16 protein-coding genes are annotated in these 18,717 nt (G+C 74.6%); 6 read left to right on the top strand and 10 right to left on the bottom strand.

The window, feature by feature from the left end:
- Positions 1-26: 26 nt before the first annotated feature.
- On the bottom strand, positions 27-1,034 hold the full coding sequence (locus ACLWS4_RS32450) for an esterase/lipase family protein (RefSeq protein WP_416876012.1): 1,008 nt from the start codon (positions 1,032-1,034) through the stop codon (positions 27-29).
- 113 nt (positions 1,035-1,147) lie between these two features.
- Between ACLWS4_RS32450 and ACLWS4_RS32445 the strand changes: the two genes are divergently transcribed.
- Entirely contained in the window at positions 1,148-2,461 is a 1,314-nt protein-coding gene (locus tag ACLWS4_RS32445; protein ID WP_416876011.1) for a PucR family transcriptional regulator, read from the top strand.
- A gap of 44 nt (positions 2,462-2,505) precedes the next feature.
- Here ACLWS4_RS32445 and ACLWS4_RS32440 read toward each other — a convergent pair whose 3' ends face one another.
- The gene (locus ACLWS4_RS32440) at positions 2,506-3,261 is read right to left on the bottom strand and encodes an acyltransferase (protein WP_049650964.1); all 756 of its coding nucleotides are present in this window, start codon (positions 3,259-3,261) and stop codon (positions 2,506-2,508) included.
- 107 nt (positions 3,262-3,368) lie between these two features.
- Between ACLWS4_RS32440 and ACLWS4_RS32435 the strand changes: the two genes are divergently transcribed.
- On the top strand, positions 3,369-4,133 hold the full coding sequence (locus ACLWS4_RS32435) for a maleylpyruvate isomerase family mycothiol-dependent enzyme (RefSeq protein WP_416876010.1): 765 nt from the start codon (positions 3,369-3,371) through the stop codon (positions 4,131-4,133).
- Positions 4,134-4,221: 88 nt separating this feature from the next.
- Here ACLWS4_RS32435 and ACLWS4_RS32430 read toward each other — a convergent pair whose 3' ends face one another.
- Positions 4,222-4,995 carry an enoyl-CoA hydratase family protein gene (locus tag ACLWS4_RS32430; protein ID WP_074006376.1) on the bottom strand — a complete coding sequence of 258 codons (774 nt, stop codon included), beginning with the start codon at positions 4,993-4,995 and terminating at the stop codon, positions 4,222-4,224.
- A gap of 175 nt (positions 4,996-5,170) precedes the next feature.
- On the opposite strand from ACLWS4_RS32430, the gene ACLWS4_RS32425 reads away from it, so the two are divergent.
- Both ACLWS4_RS32425 and ACLWS4_RS32420 read left to right on the top strand, forming a co-directional pair.
- Positions 5,171-5,575: a RidA family protein gene (locus tag ACLWS4_RS32425; protein WP_049650961.1), complete on the top strand. Its 405-nt coding sequence runs from the start codon at positions 5,171-5,173 to the stop codon at positions 5,573-5,575.
- A gap of 233 nt (positions 5,576-5,808) precedes the next feature.
- Entirely contained in the window at positions 5,809-8,112 is a 2,304-nt protein-coding gene (locus tag ACLWS4_RS32420; RefSeq protein ID WP_416876009.1) for a glycosyl hydrolase family 18 protein, read from the top strand.
- A 101-nt stretch (positions 8,113-8,213) separates the two neighbouring features.
- Here ACLWS4_RS32420 and ACLWS4_RS32415 read toward each other — a convergent pair whose 3' ends face one another.
- Positions 8,214-9,470: a geranylgeranyl reductase family protein gene (locus ACLWS4_RS32415; RefSeq protein WP_079272936.1), complete on the bottom strand. Its 1,257-nt coding sequence runs from the start codon at positions 9,468-9,470 to the stop codon at positions 8,214-8,216.
- Between the two features lie 223 nt (positions 9,471-9,693).
- Here ACLWS4_RS32415 and ACLWS4_RS32410 point away from each other — a divergent pair, with 223 nt between their 5' ends.
- Positions 9,694-11,058 (top strand): dipeptidase, encoded by a 1,365-nt coding sequence (locus tag ACLWS4_RS32410; protein WP_049650959.1) that lies wholly within the window; start codon positions 9,694-9,696, stop codon positions 11,056-11,058.
- Here the strand turns inward: ACLWS4_RS32410 and ACLWS4_RS32405 are convergent.
- Both ACLWS4_RS32405 and ACLWS4_RS32400 read right to left on the bottom strand, forming a co-directional pair.
- Positions 11,034-11,894, bottom strand: a complete 861-nt coding sequence (locus tag ACLWS4_RS32405) for a DUF4184 family protein (protein ID WP_416876008.1) — start codon at positions 11,892-11,894, stop codon at positions 11,034-11,036. The genes ACLWS4_RS32410 and ACLWS4_RS32405 overlap by 25 nt on opposite strands.
- A 92-nt stretch (positions 11,895-11,986) precedes the next feature.
- Complete coding sequence (locus tag ACLWS4_RS32400) at positions 11,987-13,054, bottom strand: NUDIX domain-containing protein (RefSeq protein ID WP_416876007.1); 1,068 nt, start codon at positions 13,052-13,054, stop codon at positions 11,987-11,989.
- A 418-nt stretch (positions 13,055-13,472) separates the two neighbouring features.
- Here ACLWS4_RS32400 and ACLWS4_RS32395 point away from each other — a divergent pair, with 418 nt between their 5' ends.
- On the top strand, positions 13,473-14,387 hold the full coding sequence (locus ACLWS4_RS32395; protein WP_416876006.1) for a PfkB family carbohydrate kinase: 915 nt from the start codon (positions 13,473-13,475) through the stop codon (positions 14,385-14,387).
- 117 nt (positions 14,388-14,504) lie between these two features.
- On the opposite strand, the gene ACLWS4_RS32390 is transcribed toward ACLWS4_RS32395, so the two are convergent.
- The 4 genes from ACLWS4_RS32390 to ACLWS4_RS32375 form a co-directional block, all read right to left on the bottom strand.
- Positions 14,505-15,368, bottom strand: coding sequence for a C40 family peptidase (locus tag ACLWS4_RS32390; RefSeq protein ID WP_375876709.1), 864 nt, complete (start codon positions 15,366-15,368; stop codon positions 14,505-14,507).
- 311 nt (positions 15,369-15,679) lie between these two features.
- A complete protein-coding gene (locus tag ACLWS4_RS32385) occupies positions 15,680-17,101 on the bottom strand; it encodes an acyl-CoA synthetase (protein ID WP_375876710.1) in 1,422 nt (473 codons plus the stop codon).
- Positions 17,102-17,319: 218 nt separating this feature from the next.
- On the bottom strand, positions 17,320-18,282 hold the full coding sequence (locus ACLWS4_RS32380; protein WP_416876005.1) for an electron transfer flavoprotein subunit alpha/FixB family protein: 963 nt from the start codon (positions 18,280-18,282) through the stop codon (positions 17,320-17,322).
- A 45-nt stretch (positions 18,283-18,327) separates the two neighbouring features.
- The coding region (locus tag ACLWS4_RS32375; RefSeq protein ID WP_416876004.1) for an electron transfer flavoprotein subunit beta/FixA family protein at positions 18,328-18,717 on the bottom strand (390 nt) is incomplete at its 5' end.

Genomic DNA, 18,717 nt, shown 5'->3' with positions numbered 1-18,717 from the left:
CCGGGGGCAGGAGCGCCGCCGCCGCTTCACCCGCAGAACACCGGCGTGGCGTGCCCCGGATCCAGCGCGTTGGTGACCAGGTGCAGCGCCGTCGGCGAGAACGCGATCCCGACGTGCTCCACCAGCGAGACCGGGCAGTGTTCCTGCACCACCTGGTTGTCGACGCCCGGGCCGCTCAGGAACTGGGTCCGCCACGGGGTGACGACTTCATCGAGGACCGTCGAGATCACCGTGTAGCGCACGCCCGGTACGGTGTCGGGCCGGGAGGCCATCACCATGTTGAAGTCGGAGCCCACCGCCTGGTCCCGGCAGGCCTTGCAGACCGTGTAGATCAGGTCCGCGACGCCCGGGAAGTACGGCACCAGGTTGGTGATCCCGTCGAGCGTCGTGCCGTGGTTGGACGGCGCCAGCCCGACCAGCCTGCCGACCTTGGACCCGCCACCGAGGAACTTGAGGTAGTAGTTCGGCAGCATGCCGCCCTGCGAGTGCCCGACGATGTCGACCTTGGCCGCGCCGGTCGCGGTCCGCACCAGGTCCACGAACCGGCCGAGTTGGGCCGCCGACTCCGGCACCGGCCCGAGGCCGCCGATCGGCAGCAGCAGGCCGCTGCCGCTGGAGGTGACGCCGGGGATCATCCCGTAGTCGAGGGCGAAGACGCAGTACCCGAGGCTCTTCAGCAGCGGGGAGAGCGCCAGCCAGTTCTCGTAGCGGTTGGCGAAGGTGCCGTGCACCAGGACGACCGGGTCGGGGTGCGCGGTGGTCGGCCGGCAGGTCCAGTCGTTGGCGCCGGGCGGCGAGGCCACCGTGTCGCCGTCCGGCGGCAGTTCGGCGGACGAGGCGGACGAGCTGGACGAGGCGGACGCTGCGGACGAGCCGGCCGCGACGGCCGAGGCGCTCGCGACGGGCACGGCGGCGCTCGCCGGCGACACCGTCGCACCGACCAGCACCGCCCCCGCCAGCAGCAGCGCACCCAGCGCGCCTGCGCCCCTGCGGCGCACCGGAGTTGCGGAGAAGCGGAGAAGTGGGGTTCTCAACTGTTGCCTCCACAGCGGAAGTTTGTTACCAACAGGTAACCCGAGGGCACCATCATGCGGTCGCCCCTCCGGCCCGGCCCTTGGGCGTCCCCCAGACCTGGACGGTGTTCTCTGTGACCGGTCACAACGCACCCCACCCCGCACCCCCGAACACCTCCGACCGGACGCCGGACTGGCGCGTCCCGGTGATCGGCGGGCTCCCGGCCGACCAGCGACTGCTCGGCGGCGTACGGGAGCTGGCCGAGACCGTGGTCGCCGCCCTGCTGGAGCGGGTGCCGGTCTACCGCCGGCTGCCGCGCGAACAGCTCACCGGCGAGCTGACCCGGGACACCGAGCGCCGCATCCGCGCCCTCGCCCACACCGTACGGACCGGACTCCCCGCCCCCGCCGAGGAGTTCACCGCCGTCCGGGAGGCCGCCGCCCGGCGGGCCGAGGAGGGCCTGCCACTGGACGCCGTCCTGCTCGCCCACCACCTCGGACTGGAGGTCTGCTGGGAGTTCGCCACCCGGCACGCCCGGGACGACGACGCCGCCGACCTGCTCGCCCTCAACCGGCTGCTGCTCGACCAGCTCCGCCAGGCCGTCACCGCCGCCGGGGCGGGCTACCTGGACGGCCGCCGCCCGGCCACCGGCCGACGGGACTCGGCCCGGCACTCCCTGCTCGGCGCGCTGCTCGCGGGCACCCCCGCCGACGCGGCCGCCGAGCGCGCCGGGCTCCGCCTGTCCACCGGGTACACCGTGCTCTGCCTGTCCCTCGCCGACCACCCCGACGAGCACTCCCCCGGTGTCGATCCGGGCATCGCCGCCCTCCGCAAACTCCGCCGGTTCGAGGCCGAACTCGACCACCGCACCCGGCAGTCGGCGCTCACCGCGCTCACCCCCACGGGCGGCCTGGTACTCGTCCCGTTCGGACCGTCACCCGGTCCGGACGAGGACGGGACCGGCGAGGCGCCGTGGCCGCTGCTCGCCGCCGCCCTCGCCGCAGCGGCCCGGGCGGCCGGCGTTCCCGTCCTGGCCGGGGCCGCGACCGCCACCCCCGCCGAGGTGCCCGGCGCGGCCGCTCTCGCCTACGAAGTCCTCGACGTGGCAAGGGCGTTCGGCCGACCTCCGGGGCTGCACCGGCTGGACGACGTCCTGCTGGAGTACCAGCTCACCCGCCCCAGCCAGGCCCGCTCCCGGCTCGCCGCCCTGCTCGAACCGCTCGCCGACGCCGGGGAGTTGCTCATCACCCTGCACACCCACCTGGCCGGCGGCCTGAACCGCCGCCACACCGCGAGCGCCCTGCACCTGCACCCGAACACCGTCGACTACCGGCTGCGCCGGATCGCCGCACTGACCGGCCTGGATCCGGCCCGCCCCGCCGACCTCCCGCGGATCGCCGCCGCCATCGCCGCCCGCACCGCCGAACAGGCCTCCCTCGCCGGGTAGTTCGGGACGACTGCCAGCACCGGGCCGGTGCCCGGCGACCGACCTCAGCCCTGCTCCCCCGGCAACCGCAGGTCCCAGCCGACCAGGGCGCGCAGCTGCTCCGCGGTCACGCCGTCCGGCACCGGCTGCGGAGCGTCGTGGCGCAGCGGCGGCTGCCAGCCCTCCTCCTCCGTCCAGCGGCGCACCACCTTGGCCGGCGCCCCGGCGACCACGCTGTGGTCGGGAACGTCGCCGCGCACCACGGCGCCCGCCGCGACCACCACGTTGCGGCCGATCCGCGCCCCCGGCAGGATCACCGCGCCGGTGCCGATCCAGCTGCCCGTGCCGATCTCCACCGGTTCGTTGCGCGGCCACTGCTTGCCGATCGGCAGCTCGGTGTCCCGGTACTCGTGCGACTGGTCGCTGATGTACACGCCGGGGCCGGTCCACACGTCGTCGCCGATGACGATCGACTGGTGGCCGACGATGTGGCTGTCCCGGCCGATCACGCAGCCGCCGCCTATCCGCACGATCGGCTCCGGCCCGAGGTCGAGCCCGGGCAGGAAGCCCGCGCTGATGGTGACCCGCTCGCCGATGATCGAGAACGGCCCGATGGTGATCCACTGCTCGTTGAACACCGCCCCGAGCGGGAAGCTGAGCGTCGTGCCGTCCCCCAGCTCGCCGAACCGGTACGGGCCGGGGTTGCGGCTGGTGACCGCTCCGGTCCGCTGCACCCAGCGCCAGCCCCGGTGGACGAGGCGTCCGGCGGCGCGGCGGCCACCGGTCCGGACGGCTGAGACGAGCGAACGGGTTATCGGCATGCGCTCACGTTACCGGCCCGTAGCATCCGCCCGTCCGCCGGGAGGCAACCGGAGGAATGTCCGAAATCCGCGACCGGCGGACGGGCCGCGATGGAAGACTCCGTCCCATGGAGATCACCGAGCACATCGACGCGCTGCGCCGCGAGGGCACCAGGCTCGCCGAGGCCGCGGCCCGTACCGAGTTGTCCGCCCCCGTACCGACCTGTCCGGACTGGCAGCTGACGAAGCTGCTGCAGCACATCGGCTCCGTCCACCGCTGGGCCGCCGCGATCGTGTCCGGAGGCGCGCCGACGCCGCCGGACGAGGCGGACGCGCAGGCCGCCGTCGGGCCGCTGCCCTCGGACGCCGCGCTGCTCGACTGGTACCGCGAGGGCCACGCCGCCCTGGTGGACACCCTCACCGCGGCGCCCGCCGACCTCGAGTGCTGGACCTTCCTGTCCTCGCCCAGCCCGCTGGCGTTCTGGGCCCGGCGCCAGGCGCACGAGACCGCCGTGCACCGCCGCGACGCCGACGCGGCCACCGGGGTGCCCGGTCCGGTCGTGGACACCGCGCTCGCCCTCGACGGCATCGACGAACTGGTGAGCGGCTTCACGACCCTCGGCCGGTCCAAGCTGCGCAGCGACCGGCCGCGCACCCTGCTGGTCCGGGCCACCGACGGCCCCGGCTCCTGGCACCTGACGATCACCCGGGATGCGCCGGCCGTCACCGCCGGCGAGGGCCCCGAGCCGGCCGATCTGACCCTCGCCGGCCCGGCCCACGAGCTCTACCTGCTGCTGTGGAACCGGCTGTCCGCCCAGCAGGCCGGGGAGGTCAAGGCGATCGGCGACCAGAGCCTGCTCGCCCTCTGGAGCGAGACGGCGGCGGTCCTCTGACCGTGCCGGCCGCGACCCCTGCGCACGGGTGGTCACGCCCGGGGGCGGCGACGCCCCCGGGCGAACGGGCACCCGGGAAACCCGGCCCTCAGCGCACCCAGCGCGCGGGCCGCTTCTCCAGGAACGAGCGCATCCCCTCCTGCGCCTCCGCCGAGCCGAAGAGCCGCGCCGACAGCTCCACCAGCTCCTCCGCGTCCCGCTCGAAGGAGCGCACCACCTCGGCGTTGGCCAGCCGCTTCGACTCCGCCAGGCCCTGCGGGGAGCCCAGGCGCAGCGCGTCCAGCAGGCCCTTGAGCGCCACGTCGGTGGCCTCGGCGGAGTCGGTGGCGCTGGTGATCAGCCCGATCCGGGCGGCCTCGGCGGCGTCGAAGACCTCGCCGGTGAGGTAGTAGCGGGAGGCGGCGCGCGGGTCCAGCTTCGGGCGCAGCGGCAGCGAGATGACGGCGGGCGCGAGGCCGAGCCGCACCTCGGTGAAGGCGAAGGTCGAGGCCGGTCCGGCGACGGCGAGGTCCGCCGCGCCGACCAGGCCGAGGCCGCCGGCCCGGACGTGGCCGTGGATGACGGCGATCACCGGCTTGGCGCAGTCCACGATCGCCCGCTGGAGCTCGACCAGGCCGCGCGGGCCGACCGTCGGGTCCGCGCCGGTCGCCTCGGAGAGGTCCGCGCCCGCGCAGAACACCTTGCCGGTGTGCCCGAGCACCACGGCGCGGACCTCCGGGTCGGCCGCGGCGGAGGCCAGTCCGGCGTGCAGCTCGGCCATCAGCCGGGTGGAGAGCGCGTTGCGGTTGTGCGGCGAGTCGAGGGTGAGGGTGGTGACGGCGTCGGCGGTGCTGACGTGGACGAGGGGCGCTGCGCTGGTCATCGGCGGGGCCTGCCTTCCGGCTGAGGGTGGGTCGGACTGCGGGTGCGGTCCGGGAGGTGCCCGGACGACGCCCGGACGACTCTGGCACGCCCACCCGCCCCTCGGCCAGAGCGAGCCGGAGCCCCCGGGCCGTCGGGCTTGCCTGCCCGAGGGGGCATGGATCAAGATCCGTCCCATGACCACCTCTCACCTCACCCGCATCACGGAGCCGCCCGGAGTCGCGCCCGGCACCGGCTACACCCAGGTCGTCGCCGGAAGCGGCCGACTGGTCCAGGTGTCCGGGCAGGTCCCGTTCGACGAGAACCGGGACCTGGTCGGCCCGGGGGATCCGAAGGCGCAGGCGCGGCAGGTCTTCGAGAACCTCCGCCGCTGCCTGGCCGCCGCCGGGGCCGGGTTCGAGGACGTCGTGAAGTTCACCTACTTCATGACCGACATCGCCCACCTCGCCGTGGTCCGCGAGATCCGCGACGAGTACCTGGGCTCCGTTCCGCCGCCCGCTTCCTCCGCCGTGCAGGTCTCGGCGCTGTTCCGGCCCGACGTGCTGATGGAGATCGAGGCGATGGCGATCGTCCGCGAGTAGCGGGAGCGGCGGGAGCACCAGGGAATAGCGGAGCGACGGGGGCGGCGAGACGGCGGGAGCATCGGGGACAACTCCCAAGTGGTACAGACCTGTTGACGCATTGGTCCAGTCCTCCTACAGTTCCCATGCCTTGCCTCCCCACGGCACAGGCATCGATCGCACACGGATCAACCGCACGGATCAACCAAGGTTCTACGTCACCCTGTTCAACCCCCACAGTCACAGGGAGAACCATGTCCGCTCGATCCCGGGCCGGGCGCCCGCGCGTGCGCAGCAGACTGCTGGCACTGCTCTCCGTCCTGCTCCTGCCCCTCGCCGCGCTCACCGCGCTGGCCGCCCCGGCGAACGCCGCCGGAAAGCTCACCGCCACCTTCACCACGGCCGACAACGGCTCCTGGTGGCAGGGCACCTACATCGTCCACAACGACAACGCGACCGCGGTGAGCGGCTGGACCCTGGAGTTCGACCTCCCGGCCGGCGTCACCATCAGCAACAGCTACAACGGCACCGCCACCGTGAACGGCCGGCACGTCACCGCCACCGCGGCGTTCTACAACTCCACCGTCAACGCCCACGGCACCACCGAGCCGTACAGCTTCTGGTTCGTCGGCAACGGCCCGGTCACCGCCCCGCTCAACTGCCGTGTCAACGGCGACAAGTGCGACGGCAGCGCGGACGTCCCGCCGTCCGCGCCGGGCACCCCGACGGTCACCGAGTCCACCGCGCACACGCTCGCCCTGAGCTGGCCGGCCGCCACCGGCGGGGACTTCCCGGTCGCCTCCTACGACGTGCTGAGCGGTAGCACGGTGCTCGCCTCCAGCCCGTCCACCGGCGTGCTGGTCACCGGCCTCACCCCGGCCACCTCGTACACCCTGACCGTCCGCGCCAAGGACAGCCGCGGCAACACCGGCCCGCTCAGCGCGGGTGTCACCGCGTCCACCTTCGACCCGTCCACCGACACCTCGCCGCCCACCGCACCGGCCAACCTCCGGGCCACCGCGGTCGGTTCGACGGACGTGACGCTCGCCTGGAACGCCGCCACCGACAACGTCCGGGTCGCCGCGTACGACGTCTACCAGGGCGGCACCCTGGTGGCCACGGTCACCGGCAGCACGCTCGGCGCGGCCGTCGGCAGCCTCTCCCCGTCCACCGCCTACACGTTCACCGTGAAGGCCCGGGACGCCGCCGACAACGCCTCGCCCGCCTCCGCCCCGCTCACCGTGACCACCTCGGACCTGGTCGGCGCCGGGAAGTACGCCCGGGTCGGCTACTTCGTCCAGTGGGGCATCTACGGCCGCCAGTACTTCGTCAAGAACCTGGACACCTCGGGCGCCGCCGCCAAGCTCGACGTCGTCAACTACGCCTTCGAGAACATCGATCCGGTCAACCTGACCTGCCAGGCCGGCGTCACCAAGGGCACCACCGCCAACCCGGAGGACCCGGACCAGGGCACCGGCGCCGGTGACGCCGACGCGGACTACGGCCGGGCGATGAGCGCCGACCAGTCGGTGGACGGCGTGGCCGACGACGGCTGGGGCAAACTCCGCGGCAACCTCAACCAGTTGAAGAAGCTGAAGGCCAAGTACCCCAACCTGAAGGTGGTCGTCTCGCTCGGCGGCTGGACCTACTCCAAGTACTTCTCCGACGCCGCCGCCACCGACGCGTCCCGCCAGAAGTTCGTCAAGTCCTGCGTCGACACCTGGATCAAGGGCAACCTGCCGGCCTACAACGGCGCCGGCGGCGACGGCGTGGCAGCGGGCATCTTCGACGGCATCGACCTCGACTGGGAGTGGCCCGGCTCCGCCGACGGCCACCCGGGCAACCACTGGAGCGCCAACGACAAGGGCAACCTGACCCTGCTGCTGGCCGAATTCCGCAAGCAGCTGGACGCGTTGGGCGGCTCGCACAAGCTGCTCACCGCCTTCACCCCGGCCGACCCGGCGAAGGTCGCGGCCGGCTGGGACCTCTCGAAGATCTTCGGCTCGCTGGACATCGCCAACGTCCAGGGCTACGACTTCCACGGCTCGGGCAGCGACAACTCCTGGGAGCCGAACCGCACCGGCCACGCCTCCAACCTCTACCAGGACCCGAACGACCCCTACGCCACCCACTTCAGCGTGGACACGGCCGTCCAGACGTACCTGAACGCCGGGGTCAACCCGCGCAAGCTGACCATCGGCTTCCCGTTCTACGGGCGCGGCTGGCAGAGCGTCGCGGACGGCGGCGCGAACGGCGCCTGGCAGTCCGCGAACGGCGCCGCACCCGGCCAGTTCAGCGACGAGGCCGGCACCCGCGGGTACAACAACCTGATCACCAGCCTCTCCGGCCTCAAGGTCTACCACGACCCCAAGTCCGTTGCGACGTACGGCTACACGGGAGCCGGCGGGCAGTGGTGGACCTTCGACGACGCCTGGTCGATCTCGCAGAAGACCGCCTACCTCAAGTCGAAGAACCTGCTCGGCGGCATGATCTGGGAGATGTCCGGCGACACCCCGTCCGGCACCCTGATGTCCGCACTGGACACCGGGCTCAAGTAGCGCTCCCCGCAAGGGAAGCGGGGCCGGTGCCCCTCCCGCGCACGGAGGGACACCGGCCCCGCTCCACAACGTCACGAGCTCACGACGCCACAGCGGCCGCCCTACCGCGAGGCCATCGACGCCAGCCGCCGCGCGGCCCGGTACTGCCGCAGCACCTGGGCGAAGGAGGTGTGCCCCTGGGTGGTCCGGGCGAAGGCCCGCCAGGCCGGCGGCACCAGGCAGACCGCCGCGTGGAACAGGTACGGCCGCCGCTCGAAGGCGCCCAGCAGCTGCTTGCCCGCGCGCATCTCCACGCCCAGCCCGGCCTTGACCGCGAACGCGTAGTTCAGCGCCTCGCGCCGCACCGCCGCCGCGTTGCCCGCCTCGGCGACCTGCACCGCCCACTCGCCGGCCAGCCGGCCCGAGCGCAGCGCGTACGAGATGCCCTCGCGGGTCCACGGCTCCAGCAGTCCGGCCGCGTCCCCGGCGACCAGCACCCGGCCGCGGGAGAGCGGCGAGTCCTCGGTCCGGCAGCGGGTCAGGTGCCCGGACTCGACCTGCGGGGTGAACCCGGACAGGCCCAGCCGGCGGATGTAGTCGGCGAGGTACTGCTTGGTCCGCTCGCCGTCGCCGCGCGCCGAGATGACGCCGACGGTCAGGCTGCTGGTCTCGGTCTTCGGGAACACCCAGCCGTAACTGCCGGGCAGCGGGCCCCAGTCGAGGTGGATCCGGCCCGCCCAGTCGGCCGCGACCTGGGCCGGCACCGGGATCTCGGCCTCCAGGCCGAGGTCGATCTGGTCGAAGGTGACGCCGACGTGCCGGCCGATCCGGCTCGCGCTGCCGTCCGCGCCGACCACCGCGCGGGCCTCGAAGGTGCGCCCGTCGGCGGCCGTCACCAGGGCCGTCCGGTGCTCCCCGCCGCGCTGCTCGACGCCGGTGACGGTCACTCCGGTGACCAGCACCGCCCCGGCCTGCTTGGCCGCCTGCACCAGGCGCAGGTCGAACTCGTCCCGGTTGACCAGGCCGAACAGCATCCGCTTGGACCGCCGCGTACGGGTGTACCTCCCGTTGTAGGCGAAGGTGACGGCGTGCACCCGGTCCTGCAGCGGCAACCGGAAGTCCGGCGGCAGGCTGTCCCGGGAGGGGCCGATGATGCCGCCGCCGCAGGTCTTGTACCGGGGGTGTTCGGCCTTGTCGAGCAGCAGCACCCGGCGGCCCTGGGCCGCGGCGGCGTGCGCGGCCGAGGAGCCCGCCGGTCCGGCGCCGACCACCACGACGTCCCAGACGCCGTCCAGCGGCGCGGCCGCGTCGTCGGTCGGACCGCCCTCGGCCGGGCTGTCGAGCGGGCTACGGGAATCGGAGCTTCCGGAGTCAGTCACGTCGAGCAATCCTATGCGTCCGGCCGCGCCGGTCGAGCGCGCCGCCCCCGCACCGGCGCCACCCGGCCGTACGGCCCGCCCGAAGGCGGCCCGCCCCCTCGGAGGCCCGGTCCGCGACCCACCCTCGGAACTCCCTGTTCCGCTCCACCTATGATCGGCACTACCGCAAACCGCCTCCTCCGCCCGCACCACCCCAAGGGCGGACCGTCCCCCCGGAGCCCCGATGTCACAGCCCCTGGCCGACGCCGTCCGATCCCTGATGGACCGTGCCCGCACCGACCTCGCCGAGCTGGTCGCCTTCCCGTCGGTCGCCGACCCGCGCCAGTTCCCGGTCGAGGAGTGCGAGAAGGCCGCGCGCTGGGTCGCCGACGCCTTCGCCGCCGAGGGCCTGACCGGCATCCGGCTGCTGGACACCCCGGACGGCACCCAGTCCGTCTACGGCGAGCTGCCCGGCCCCGAGGGCGCGCCGACCGTCCTGCTCTACTCCCACTACGACGTCCAGCCCCCGCTGGACGAGAACGCCTGGCACAGCCCCGCCTTCGAGCTGACCGAGCGCGACGGCCGCTGGTACGGGCGCGGCGCCGCCGACTGCAAGGGCAACATCCTGATGCACCTGACGGCGCTGCGGGCGCTGCGTCAGGTCCACGGCGACGCCTACCCGGTCGGTCTGAAGATCATCGTCGAGGGCTCCGAGGAGCAGGGCACCGGCGGCCTGGAGCGCTACGCCGAGGCCCACCCCGAGCTGCTCGCCGCCGACGCCATCATCATCGGCGACACCGGCAACTTCGCCCCCGGCCTGCCCACCGTGACCACCTCGCTGCGCGGTATGACGATCGTCGAGGCCACCGTCACCACGCTGGCCGGCAACCTGCACTCCGGGGCCTTCGGCGGCGCCGCCCCCGACGCGCTCCAGTCCCTGGTCCGGATGCTGGCCTCGCTGCACGACGAGAACGGCGACGTCGCGGTGGCCGGCCTGACCGCCGACCAGACCTGGACCGGCGTCCAGTACCCGGAGGAGCAGTTCCGCTCCGACGCCAAGGTGCTCGACGGCGTCGCCCTGACCGGCACCGGCACCCTCGCGGACCGCCTCTGGGCCCGCCCGGCCGTCACCGTCCTCGGCATCGACGCCCCGCCGGTGATCGGCGCCACCTCCTCCGTCCAGGCCACCGCCAAGGCCCTGATCAGCCTGCGCGTCGCCCCGGGCACGGACGCGGGCGCCGCCCAGGACGCCCTGGTCGCCCACCTGGAGGCGCAGGTCCCGCTCGGCGCCCGGCTCACCGTCGAGCGCCAGGGCAACGGCGCGCCGTTCCGCGCCGACACCAGCGGCCCGGCGTACGAGGCGATGGGCGAGGCGATGGCCGAGGCCTTCGGGACGGCCATGGTCGCCTCCGGCGAGGGCGGCTCGATCCCGCTCTGCAACACGCTGCGCTCGCTCTACCCGCAGGCCGAGATCGTGCTGATCGGCGTCGAGGAGCCGACCACCCAGATCCACGCGGTCAACGAGAGCGTCGACCCGCGGGAGCTGGAGCAGATGGCCCTCACCGAGGCGCTGTTCCTCCGCCGCTACGCCGAACTGCGCTCCGTCTGACGGACCTTCGCAGCGACGTCCCGAGGCTCTTCGCGGAGGACGTCCGGCCGCCCGCCGCGCAACCGGCGGGCGGCCGCCAGCACCGCCGCGTAACCGACCGCGCCCACCGCGAGCCCGGCCCCGGCGCCGAAGCAGACCTCCGGCACCAGGTTCCGCCGCAGCGGAGCGAGCCGGTGCAGCACCCCGGCGGCCGTCGCCGCGCCCAGCGTCGCGACGGCCGCCCGCCGGGCCCGGGGCGCCAGCCGCACGGCCGGCCGCACCGGCTCGACGGCCCGCACCGCCCGCGCCGCCCAACCGCCCAGCGCCGCCAGGGCGAGCGCCGAACTGCCGTACTGCAGCGCCTCGTACAGCGGGACCCCGGCCACCGGGCGGTCCAGGACGGGCAGCAGCCGCACCCCCAGCCGGTCCCCGTGGGTGAACGCGTCCCAGCCGACGTGGGTGGCCGCCCCGATCGCCGCCGAGGCCGCGAACCACGCCGCGCCGCCGACCGCACCGGCCTCCGCGGGGTCTGCGGCGTTCCCGGCCCGCCGGACGGTCAACGCCTCGGCGCCGCCCACCCACCGCTCGGGCAGCAGCGCCACCAGCGGCCCGCGCAGCAGCCCGTGCCAGCCGGCCACCAGCGCGCCGGCGATCGCCACGTCCACCGTCGGCACCGCCCACCAGCGGTGCGTGAGCCCGCCCTGGCCGTACACCCCGGGCAGCAGGGACTCGGCGAAGAACGGCACGTCCGGCGCCATCGACCCGGCGACCAGCGCCGACGCCACCAGGGGCCCGCGCGCCCCGGCGGCGCGCAGCAGGGGCAGGACGGCGGCGGGGTGGCTCAACGTGAAGGGCATGCCCCCATCCTGCCGCCCGGGACCGCGGCGCGGCGCGCCGGGAGGCGCACCACGGTCCCTCCACCAGCCCCCGGCCCCGCGCCGACCGGCCGCTACGCCGCGTCCGCCGTGCTCGCCAGCCCCACGGCCACCCGGCTCCCCGCCTCCAGGTACCGCAGCTCGCCGCTCCGCCGCGCGTCCAGCGCGGCCGCCAGCCGCCGGTAGCGTCCCGGGGGCAGCAGCTCCCCGGCCTCGTCCAGGGTGACGAAGCGACAACCGCGCAGCTCCTCCTGCTGGAGCAGCAGGTGCTGCCGGCCCTCCTCGTCCAGCAGCCCGCCGTCGTACATCAGCCGCAGGCCGCCGCGGCGCGGGCCGGTGCGCGGCTCCCAGTCGACGGCGAGCAGGCGCAGCGCGGACGGGTCCAGGCGCAGGCCCAGCTCCTCGGCGGTCTCGCGCAGGGCGGCGTCGGTGGGGGCCTCGCCGCGCTCGACCACGCCGCCGGGGAAGTCCCAGTCGGGCTTGTAGACCGGGTCCACCAGCAGCACGCGGTCCTGCTCGTCGAAGAACAGGACGGCGGAGGCGACGGTGTCGCCGGTCGGGTCCGGGGTCTGGACGATGGGGCAGCGGGCGGCGCCGACCCGGACCAGCTCGGCGATCCGGTGCGCGGTCTCCCGGGGGGAGATCCCGCTGGTGTCGATCATCCGGGCGTCCCCGACCAGCCAGCGGCGGGCGGCGCGGTAGCGGGGCAGGTGCTCGAGGCACCAGGCGCGGACCCGCTCGCTGCCCTCCGGGTCGCCCGGGCACTCGTCGCGATGGGCTATGCGATCGCGCAGGATCGTTTCTTCAGGGTCCAGCACGACGTGGTGCACCGTGATCCCGTTCGAGGCCAGGTCCCCGAAGATCTCGTCCCGGTAGTCCTCCCTGAGCAGGGTCATCGGGACCACCAGCGGGCCCCCGACCTCACCGAGCAGCGCCGCCGCCGTCTCGGGGACGAGCCGGCGCCAGGCCGCCAGGTCCTGGAAGTCGGACACCGTCGCCAGCCGGTCGGCCGGGAGCATCCGACGCAGGCCGAAGCCCACCAGCTCGGGATCGAAGAGCACGCTCCCGGGCAGCAGTTCCACCAGCTCGCGGCAGGCGCTCGTCTTGCCCGCCCCGAATGTGCCATTGACCCAGACGATCACAACGTCCCCTGCCCTCGACTTCCCCCGATGCCGTTCGCACCGGGCAGCGCCCCCGTTGGTCGAACCAGCGCCACCCGTGGTGGTACCCGCGCCACGCCGCTCCCCATGCCTCCCCGGCGCGCCCGCCCGCACGCCCCGCTCTGCCCCGTGACAGCGGCATGTGCCCAGGTCAGACGCCCGTACGCGGAAATATGCAGACCGGTCTACATCAAAATTGCACCCCTTCGCCACTGCTAGGGCACAGGATGCCTGGTGGGTCGACCCGCTACGCACGCCCCACGCGCACGCTCCGCACGCCCCCCACTCGTACGCCCCTGTGCGCCGCGCGCGCCCCGGGCTCGGCCCGTACGCGCCCTGCGCTCGACCGCCACCGCCCGCCTCCTTGCGCCGCCCGCGCCCCACCGCGTACAGAGGAACGATGAAGCTGCTTCCCGCCGGTCGGGTCGTCGTCATCGGCTCGGTCAACACCGACCGCATCCTCCGCTGCCCCGTGCTGCCCTCCCCCGGCGAGACCGTCCTCGCCACCGCCGCCACCCGGGGCTTCGGCGGCAAGGGGGCCAACCAGGCGGTGGCGGCGGCCCGGATGGGGGCGGCGACGCACCTGGTCGCCAAGGTCGGACGGGACGCCGAGGGCGAGGCGGCGCGTGCCGACCTGCGGGGCGCGCAGGTCGAGACGGGCGCCGTGCTCACCCACCCGGACGCGCCCACCGGCCAGGCGATCGTCATGGTCGACCCGGCCGGCGAGAACAGCATCGTCGTCGTCCCCGGCGCCAACGCCCACCTGACCCCGGAGGAGGTCACCGCCGCGCTCGCCCGCCTCCGGCTGCTCCCCGTCGACGTGGTCCTGACCAGCAACGAGGTCCCCGCGGAGTGCATCCGCGCGACCGCCGCCGCACTGCCCGCCGCGGGCCCCTCGGGCGGCACCCGCTGGCTGCACAACACCGCCCCGGCCGGCACCCTGCCGGAGGCCGGCCCCACCGGACGCCGCCCGCTGGTCGTCGCGAACGCCGTCGAGGCCCGCCAGCTCACCGGCGCCGCCGACGTCACCGGGGCCGCCCGGGCGCTGGCCGAACACGCCGAGGGCGCCGTGGTCACCCTCGGCGGCGAGGGCGCGCTGGTCGTCGTGGACGGGACGCCGACCCGGCTGCCCGCCCCGACCGTCCGAGTGGTCGACACCACCGGCGCCGGCGACGCCTTCTGCGGCGCCCTCGCCGCCGCACTCGCCCGCGGCGCCGCGCTGCCCGACGCGGCCGCCACCGCCGTCGCCGCCGGGGCCTTCGCCGTCACCGGCCTCGGCGCCCGCGGCGCGCTGCCCCGCCCGACGGACCTCTGACCGGGCGTCGGGCCGAGCGGGCGTCGCGCGCCCCGGGCTCGGCCCGGACCGACGAGGACACCCCCGTCGGGGGCACCGGGCGGACCCGGCACCCCCGACGGGCGGACGGCGACCCCGCTACGGGCGCCCCATGTACGACGGGTAGTAGCCGCTGCTGATCCCCGAGATCCGGATGTTGGTCCCGGGCCGCGCGGCCTCGACGTACCTGTTGTCGCCCAGGTAGATGGCCACGTGCTGGATGCCCCGGGCGGTCCCGTCCGGCGACCAGAACAGCAGGTCGCCGCGGCGCAGCTGGCCGGCCCCGATCGGCGTGGTCGCCGCGTACTGGTCGTTGGCCACCCGCGGCAGGCTGATCCCGCCGCGCCGGAAGGACTGCTGCACCAGGCCCGAGCAGTCGTAGCCGTCCGGCCCGTTGCCGGCCCGGCGGAACGGCACGCCCAGCTGGGAGAGCGCGAACTGCACGGCGGTCTCGACGTCCCGGTCCTCGGCGACCGAGTCGTCGAAGTAGCCCGGGGAGTCCGAGGAGGAGCCGCCTCCGGTGCGCTCCAGGTAGATGTCGTAGTGCGAGGTCCAGCGCCACTCGCCCCTGCTGTTGCGGAACCAGTAGCGCGAGCCGTCCCAGCCCTGGGTGATCCCGCCGGAGGACGTGGTCGTGGTCCTGGCGGCGGACGAGGAGCCGCCTCCGGTGCGCTGCACGTAGACGTCGTAGTGCGAGGTCCAGCGCCACTGCCCCTGGCTGTTCTTGAACCAGTACCGGGAGCCGTCCCAGCCGGCGTGCGCCGGGGCGGGCTCGGCGGCCGCGGGGCTGACACCGGTGCCGAGGCCGATCAGGCCCGCACTGGTCGCGATCACGGCCACCATGCCTATCCCCCGACGGAGCCGCGCGCCGCGGGACGGACGGGAGGGACGGACGGTGGCAGCGTCCTGCTGCCCGGTCGGTTCGCCGGCGGCCTCCGGCGCGCCGGTGTTGACGGTGGTCATCGTGCTGACTTCCTTCACTGCTGCGGATCGCTGCGGATCGCTGCGGATTTGCAGCGGGTTGCTGTGACCGGCCAGGACTGGCCGTGCTTGTCGGCAGGGCCCCCGCCCGGCACACCGCGGCTTCCGGTCCTGCGACCGGAAGCCGTCGGCGTGCCGCCCGGGGGGTCGGCCCTGCCTGCGTGTCACGTTAGGCACGCGTCCGCTCACTGCGCGCAGTGGAGTGCGCCAATGGAAGGGTCACGGGTGGTGAGCACCGACGGCGCATCAGGGTGAACACCCGTCATCCGAGGGGGCGTCCGACCACCCTCTCCTCAGCGGCCGCCGGCCTCCGTCAACAGCTGCTTCTTCAGCACCTTTCCCAGGGCGTTCCTGGGCAGTTCGGGCACCAGGACGACCCGGCGCGGCCGCTTGTGCACCGAGAGCCGCTCCGCCACGAAGGCCGTCAGCTGCTCCCCCGTCACGGCGCCGTCCGGGATGACGTACGCGACGATCGCCTGTCCGAGGTCCTCGTCCGGCACGCCGACCACCGCCGCGTCGGCGACCGCCGGGTGGTCGCGCAGCGCGGCCTCCACCTCGCCCGCGCCGATCCGGTAGCCGCCGCTCTTGATCAGGTCGACCGAGGCGCGGCCGACGATCCGGTGGAAGCCGTCCGCCCCGATCACCGCGACGTCGCCGGTGCGGAACCAGCCGTCCGCCGTCCACGCCTCGGCGTCCGCGTCCGGCCGGTTGAGGTAACCGCTGAACAGCGTCGGCCCGGAGACCTGGAGTTCGCCGACGCTCTCCCCGTCACTGGGCACCGGCGCGCCGTCCTCGCCGACCAGCCGGGTGCGGACCCCCTCCACCGGCAGCCCGACGCTGCCGGGGCGCCGCTCGCCGTCCGCCCGGGTGCTGACGGTGATCAGCGACTCGGTCATCCCGTACCGCTCGATCGGGGCGTGCCCGGTGAGCGCCGCGAGCTTCTCGAACACCGGCACGGGCAGCGGCGCGCTGCCGGAGACCAGCAGCCGGGCCGGGGCGAGCCGGGCCGCGGCCTGCGGGTCCGCCGCCAGCCGGGACCACACGGTGGGCACCCCGAAGTACAGACTGCCGCCCGCCGCCGCGTACCCCTCCGGGGTGGGCCGTCCGGTGTGCACCAGTCCGCTGCCGGTGCGCAGGGCGCCGAGCACGCCGAGCAGCAGCCCGTGCACGTGGAACAGCGGCAGGCCGTGGACGAGGGTGTCCTCGGCGGTCCACTGCCAGGCGGCGGCGAGGGCGTCCAGGTCGGCGGCGATCGCCTCGCGCCGGATCACCACGCCCTTGGGGGCGCCGGTGGTGCCCGAGGTGTAGAGCACGAAGCCGGTCGACCCGGCGGCGGGCTCGGCGTAGCTGGTGGTGGAGCGCCGCGCGGGGTCGACCGGCAGCCCGGCCACCGAGGTGTCCTGCGGCAGCACCTCCCCGACGGCGTGCGCGAGCAGCGCCGCGCCCGAGTCGCGCAGGATGTGCTCGCGCTCCTTGGGCCCCGAGTCGGGCGGCAGCGGCACCACCGGGACGCCCGCCAGCAGGCCGCCGACCACCGCGGTGACGGTCTCGACGGTGGGCCGGGCGAGCACCGCGAGCGCCGGGGCGCCGGCCACCCGGTCGGCGACGGCGGTCGCCGCGCCCAGCAGGTCCTCCCGGGAGAGCGTCCGACCGTCGATCCGCAGCGCGTCCGCCGCGTCGCCGAAACCGCCCTGAAGTGCCGTCAGCAGTGCCATGCCACCGTCCTCGCCTCGTCCATCACCACCGCGCCGCGCCCGTGCGCCACGCGCCGGCGCCGACTCTACGGGCCGCCGTCCGGCCCGCCGCGCGCCGGGGACGGCGAGCGGGGCCGGCGACGGCGGAGAACGACCGGGAAGGCCGGGGAAGGACCGGGGACGACGGAGGGCGCGGCACCGGGCACCCGGCACCACGCCCTCCGAACCTTCCGCGCGGATCAGGCCTTGCGGGCCTTCACCTCGGCGGTGAGCTGCGGCAGCACCTGGAAGAGGTCGCCGACCACGCCGTAGTCGACCAGCTCGAAGATCGGGGCCTCGGGGTCCTTGTTGACGGCCACGATGGTCTTCGAGGTCTGCATGCCGGCCCGGTGCTGGATCGCGCCGGAGATGCCCGCCGCGATGTAGAGCTGCGGGGAGACCTGCTTGCCGGTCTGGCCGACCTGGCTGCTGTGCGGGTACCAGCCGGCGTCCACCGCGGCACGCGAGGCGCCGACGGCCGCGCCCAGCGCGTCCGCGAGCTCCTCGACCACGCCGAAGCCCTCGGCGGCACCGACGCCACGGCCACCGGAGACCACGATCGCGGCCTCGGTCAGCTCGGGACGGCCGGAGGACACCCGCGGGGTGCGCGAGACGACCTTGGCGGCGTTGCCGGTGAACGCCACGGCGACGTCCTCCACCGCACTGGCGGCCGGAGCGGCCTCCGGGGCGACGGCGTTCGGCTTCACGGTGATGACCGGCGCGCCCTTGGTGACCTTGGACTTCACCTGGAAGGACGCGGCGAACACCGACTGGGTGGCGACCGGACCGCCGTCGCCGGCCTCCAGGTCGATGGCGTCGGTGATGATGCCGGAGCCGATCCGCAGCGCGACGCGCGCGGCCACCTCCTTGCCCTCACCGGAGGACGTCACCAGCACCGCCGCCACGTCGTTCGCCTTGGCGATCTGCGCCAGCGCGTCCACCTTCGGGACGACCAGCTGGTCGGCGAACTCCGCGCCGTCGGCGACGTACACCTTCGCCGCGCCGTACTCGCCGGCCTTCGCCGCGATGCCGGCCGCGGCCGCACCGGCGCCCAGGACGACGGCGGACGGCTCACCGATACGGCGGGCCAGGGTCAGCAGCTCCAGGGCCGGCTTGCGCACCGCGCCGTCGGCGTGGTCCACCAGAACCAGGATCTCAGCCATGATTCGTTGCTCCTGATCGATAGTTGGGTTCGCGAACGGGTGGGACTAGATGAACTTCTGGTCGGCGAGGAAGCCCGCGAGCGACTTGCCGCCCTCGCCCTCGTCCTTGACGACCGTGCCCGCGGTCCGCGCCGGACGCGCCGCCACCGACTCCACCGCCGTCCACGAACCCGCCAGACCGACCTCGTCCGCCTCGATGCCCAGGTCGTCCAGGTCCCACGACTGCACCGGCTTCTTCTTCGCCGCCATGATCCCCTTGAACGACGGGTACCGGGCCTCACCCGACTGGTCCGTCACCGACACCACCGCCGGCAGCGCCGCCTCCACCAGCTCCGTCGCCGCGTCACCGTCCCGACGACCCTTCACCACGCCGCCCTCGACCGACACCTCCGACAGCAGCGTCACCTGCGGCACACCCAGCCGCTCCGCCAGCAG

Origin of the sequence: Kitasatospora sp. SC0581 (assembly GCF_048159585.1) — a bacterium.
Classification (GTDB): Bacteria; Actinomycetota; Actinomycetes; order Streptomycetales; family Streptomycetaceae; genus Kitasatospora.
This window is presented reverse-complemented; position numbering and strand designations above follow the sequence as displayed.

Excerpts from the sequence above, each read along its gene's own strand:
- ACLWS4_RS32440 (WP_049650964.1), bottom strand. The coding sequence starts at position 3,261 with ATGCCGATAACCCGTTCGCTCGTCTCAGCCGTCCGGACCGGTGGCCGC.
- ACLWS4_RS32435 (WP_416876010.1), top strand. The coding sequence starts at position 3,369 with ATGGAGATCACCGAGCACATCGACGCGCTGCGCCGCGAGGGCACCAGG.
- ACLWS4_RS32430 (WP_074006376.1), bottom strand. The coding sequence starts at position 4,995 with ATGACCAGCGCAGCGCCCCTCGTCCACGTCAGCACCGCCGACGCCGTC.
- ACLWS4_RS32425 (WP_049650961.1), top strand. The coding sequence starts at position 5,171 with ATGACCACCTCTCACCTCACCCGCATCACGGAGCCGCCCGGAGTCGCG.
- ACLWS4_RS32420 (WP_416876009.1), top strand. The coding sequence starts at position 5,809 with ATGTCCGCTCGATCCCGGGCCGGGCGCCCGCGCGTGCGCAGCAGACTG.
- ACLWS4_RS32410 (WP_049650959.1), top strand. The coding sequence starts at position 9,694 with ATGTCACAGCCCCTGGCCGACGCCGTCCGATCCCTGATGGACCGTGCC.
- ACLWS4_RS32405 (WP_416876008.1), bottom strand. The coding sequence starts at position 11,894 with ATGCCCTTCACGTTGAGCCACCCCGCCGCCGTCCTGCCCCTGCTGCGC.
- ACLWS4_RS32395 (WP_416876006.1), top strand. The coding sequence starts at position 13,473 with ATGAAGCTGCTTCCCGCCGGTCGGGTCGTCGTCATCGGCTCGGTCAAC.
- ACLWS4_RS32390 (WP_375876709.1), bottom strand. The coding sequence starts at position 15,368 with ATGACCACCGTCAACACCGGCGCGCCGGAGGCCGCCGGCGAACCGACC.
- ACLWS4_RS32385 (WP_375876710.1), bottom strand. The coding sequence starts at position 17,101 with ATGGCACTGCTGACGGCACTTCAGGGCGGTTTCGGCGACGCGGCGGAC.
- ACLWS4_RS32380 (WP_416876005.1), bottom strand. The coding sequence starts at position 18,282 with ATGGCTGAGATCCTGGTTCTGGTGGACCACGCCGACGGCGCGGTGCGC.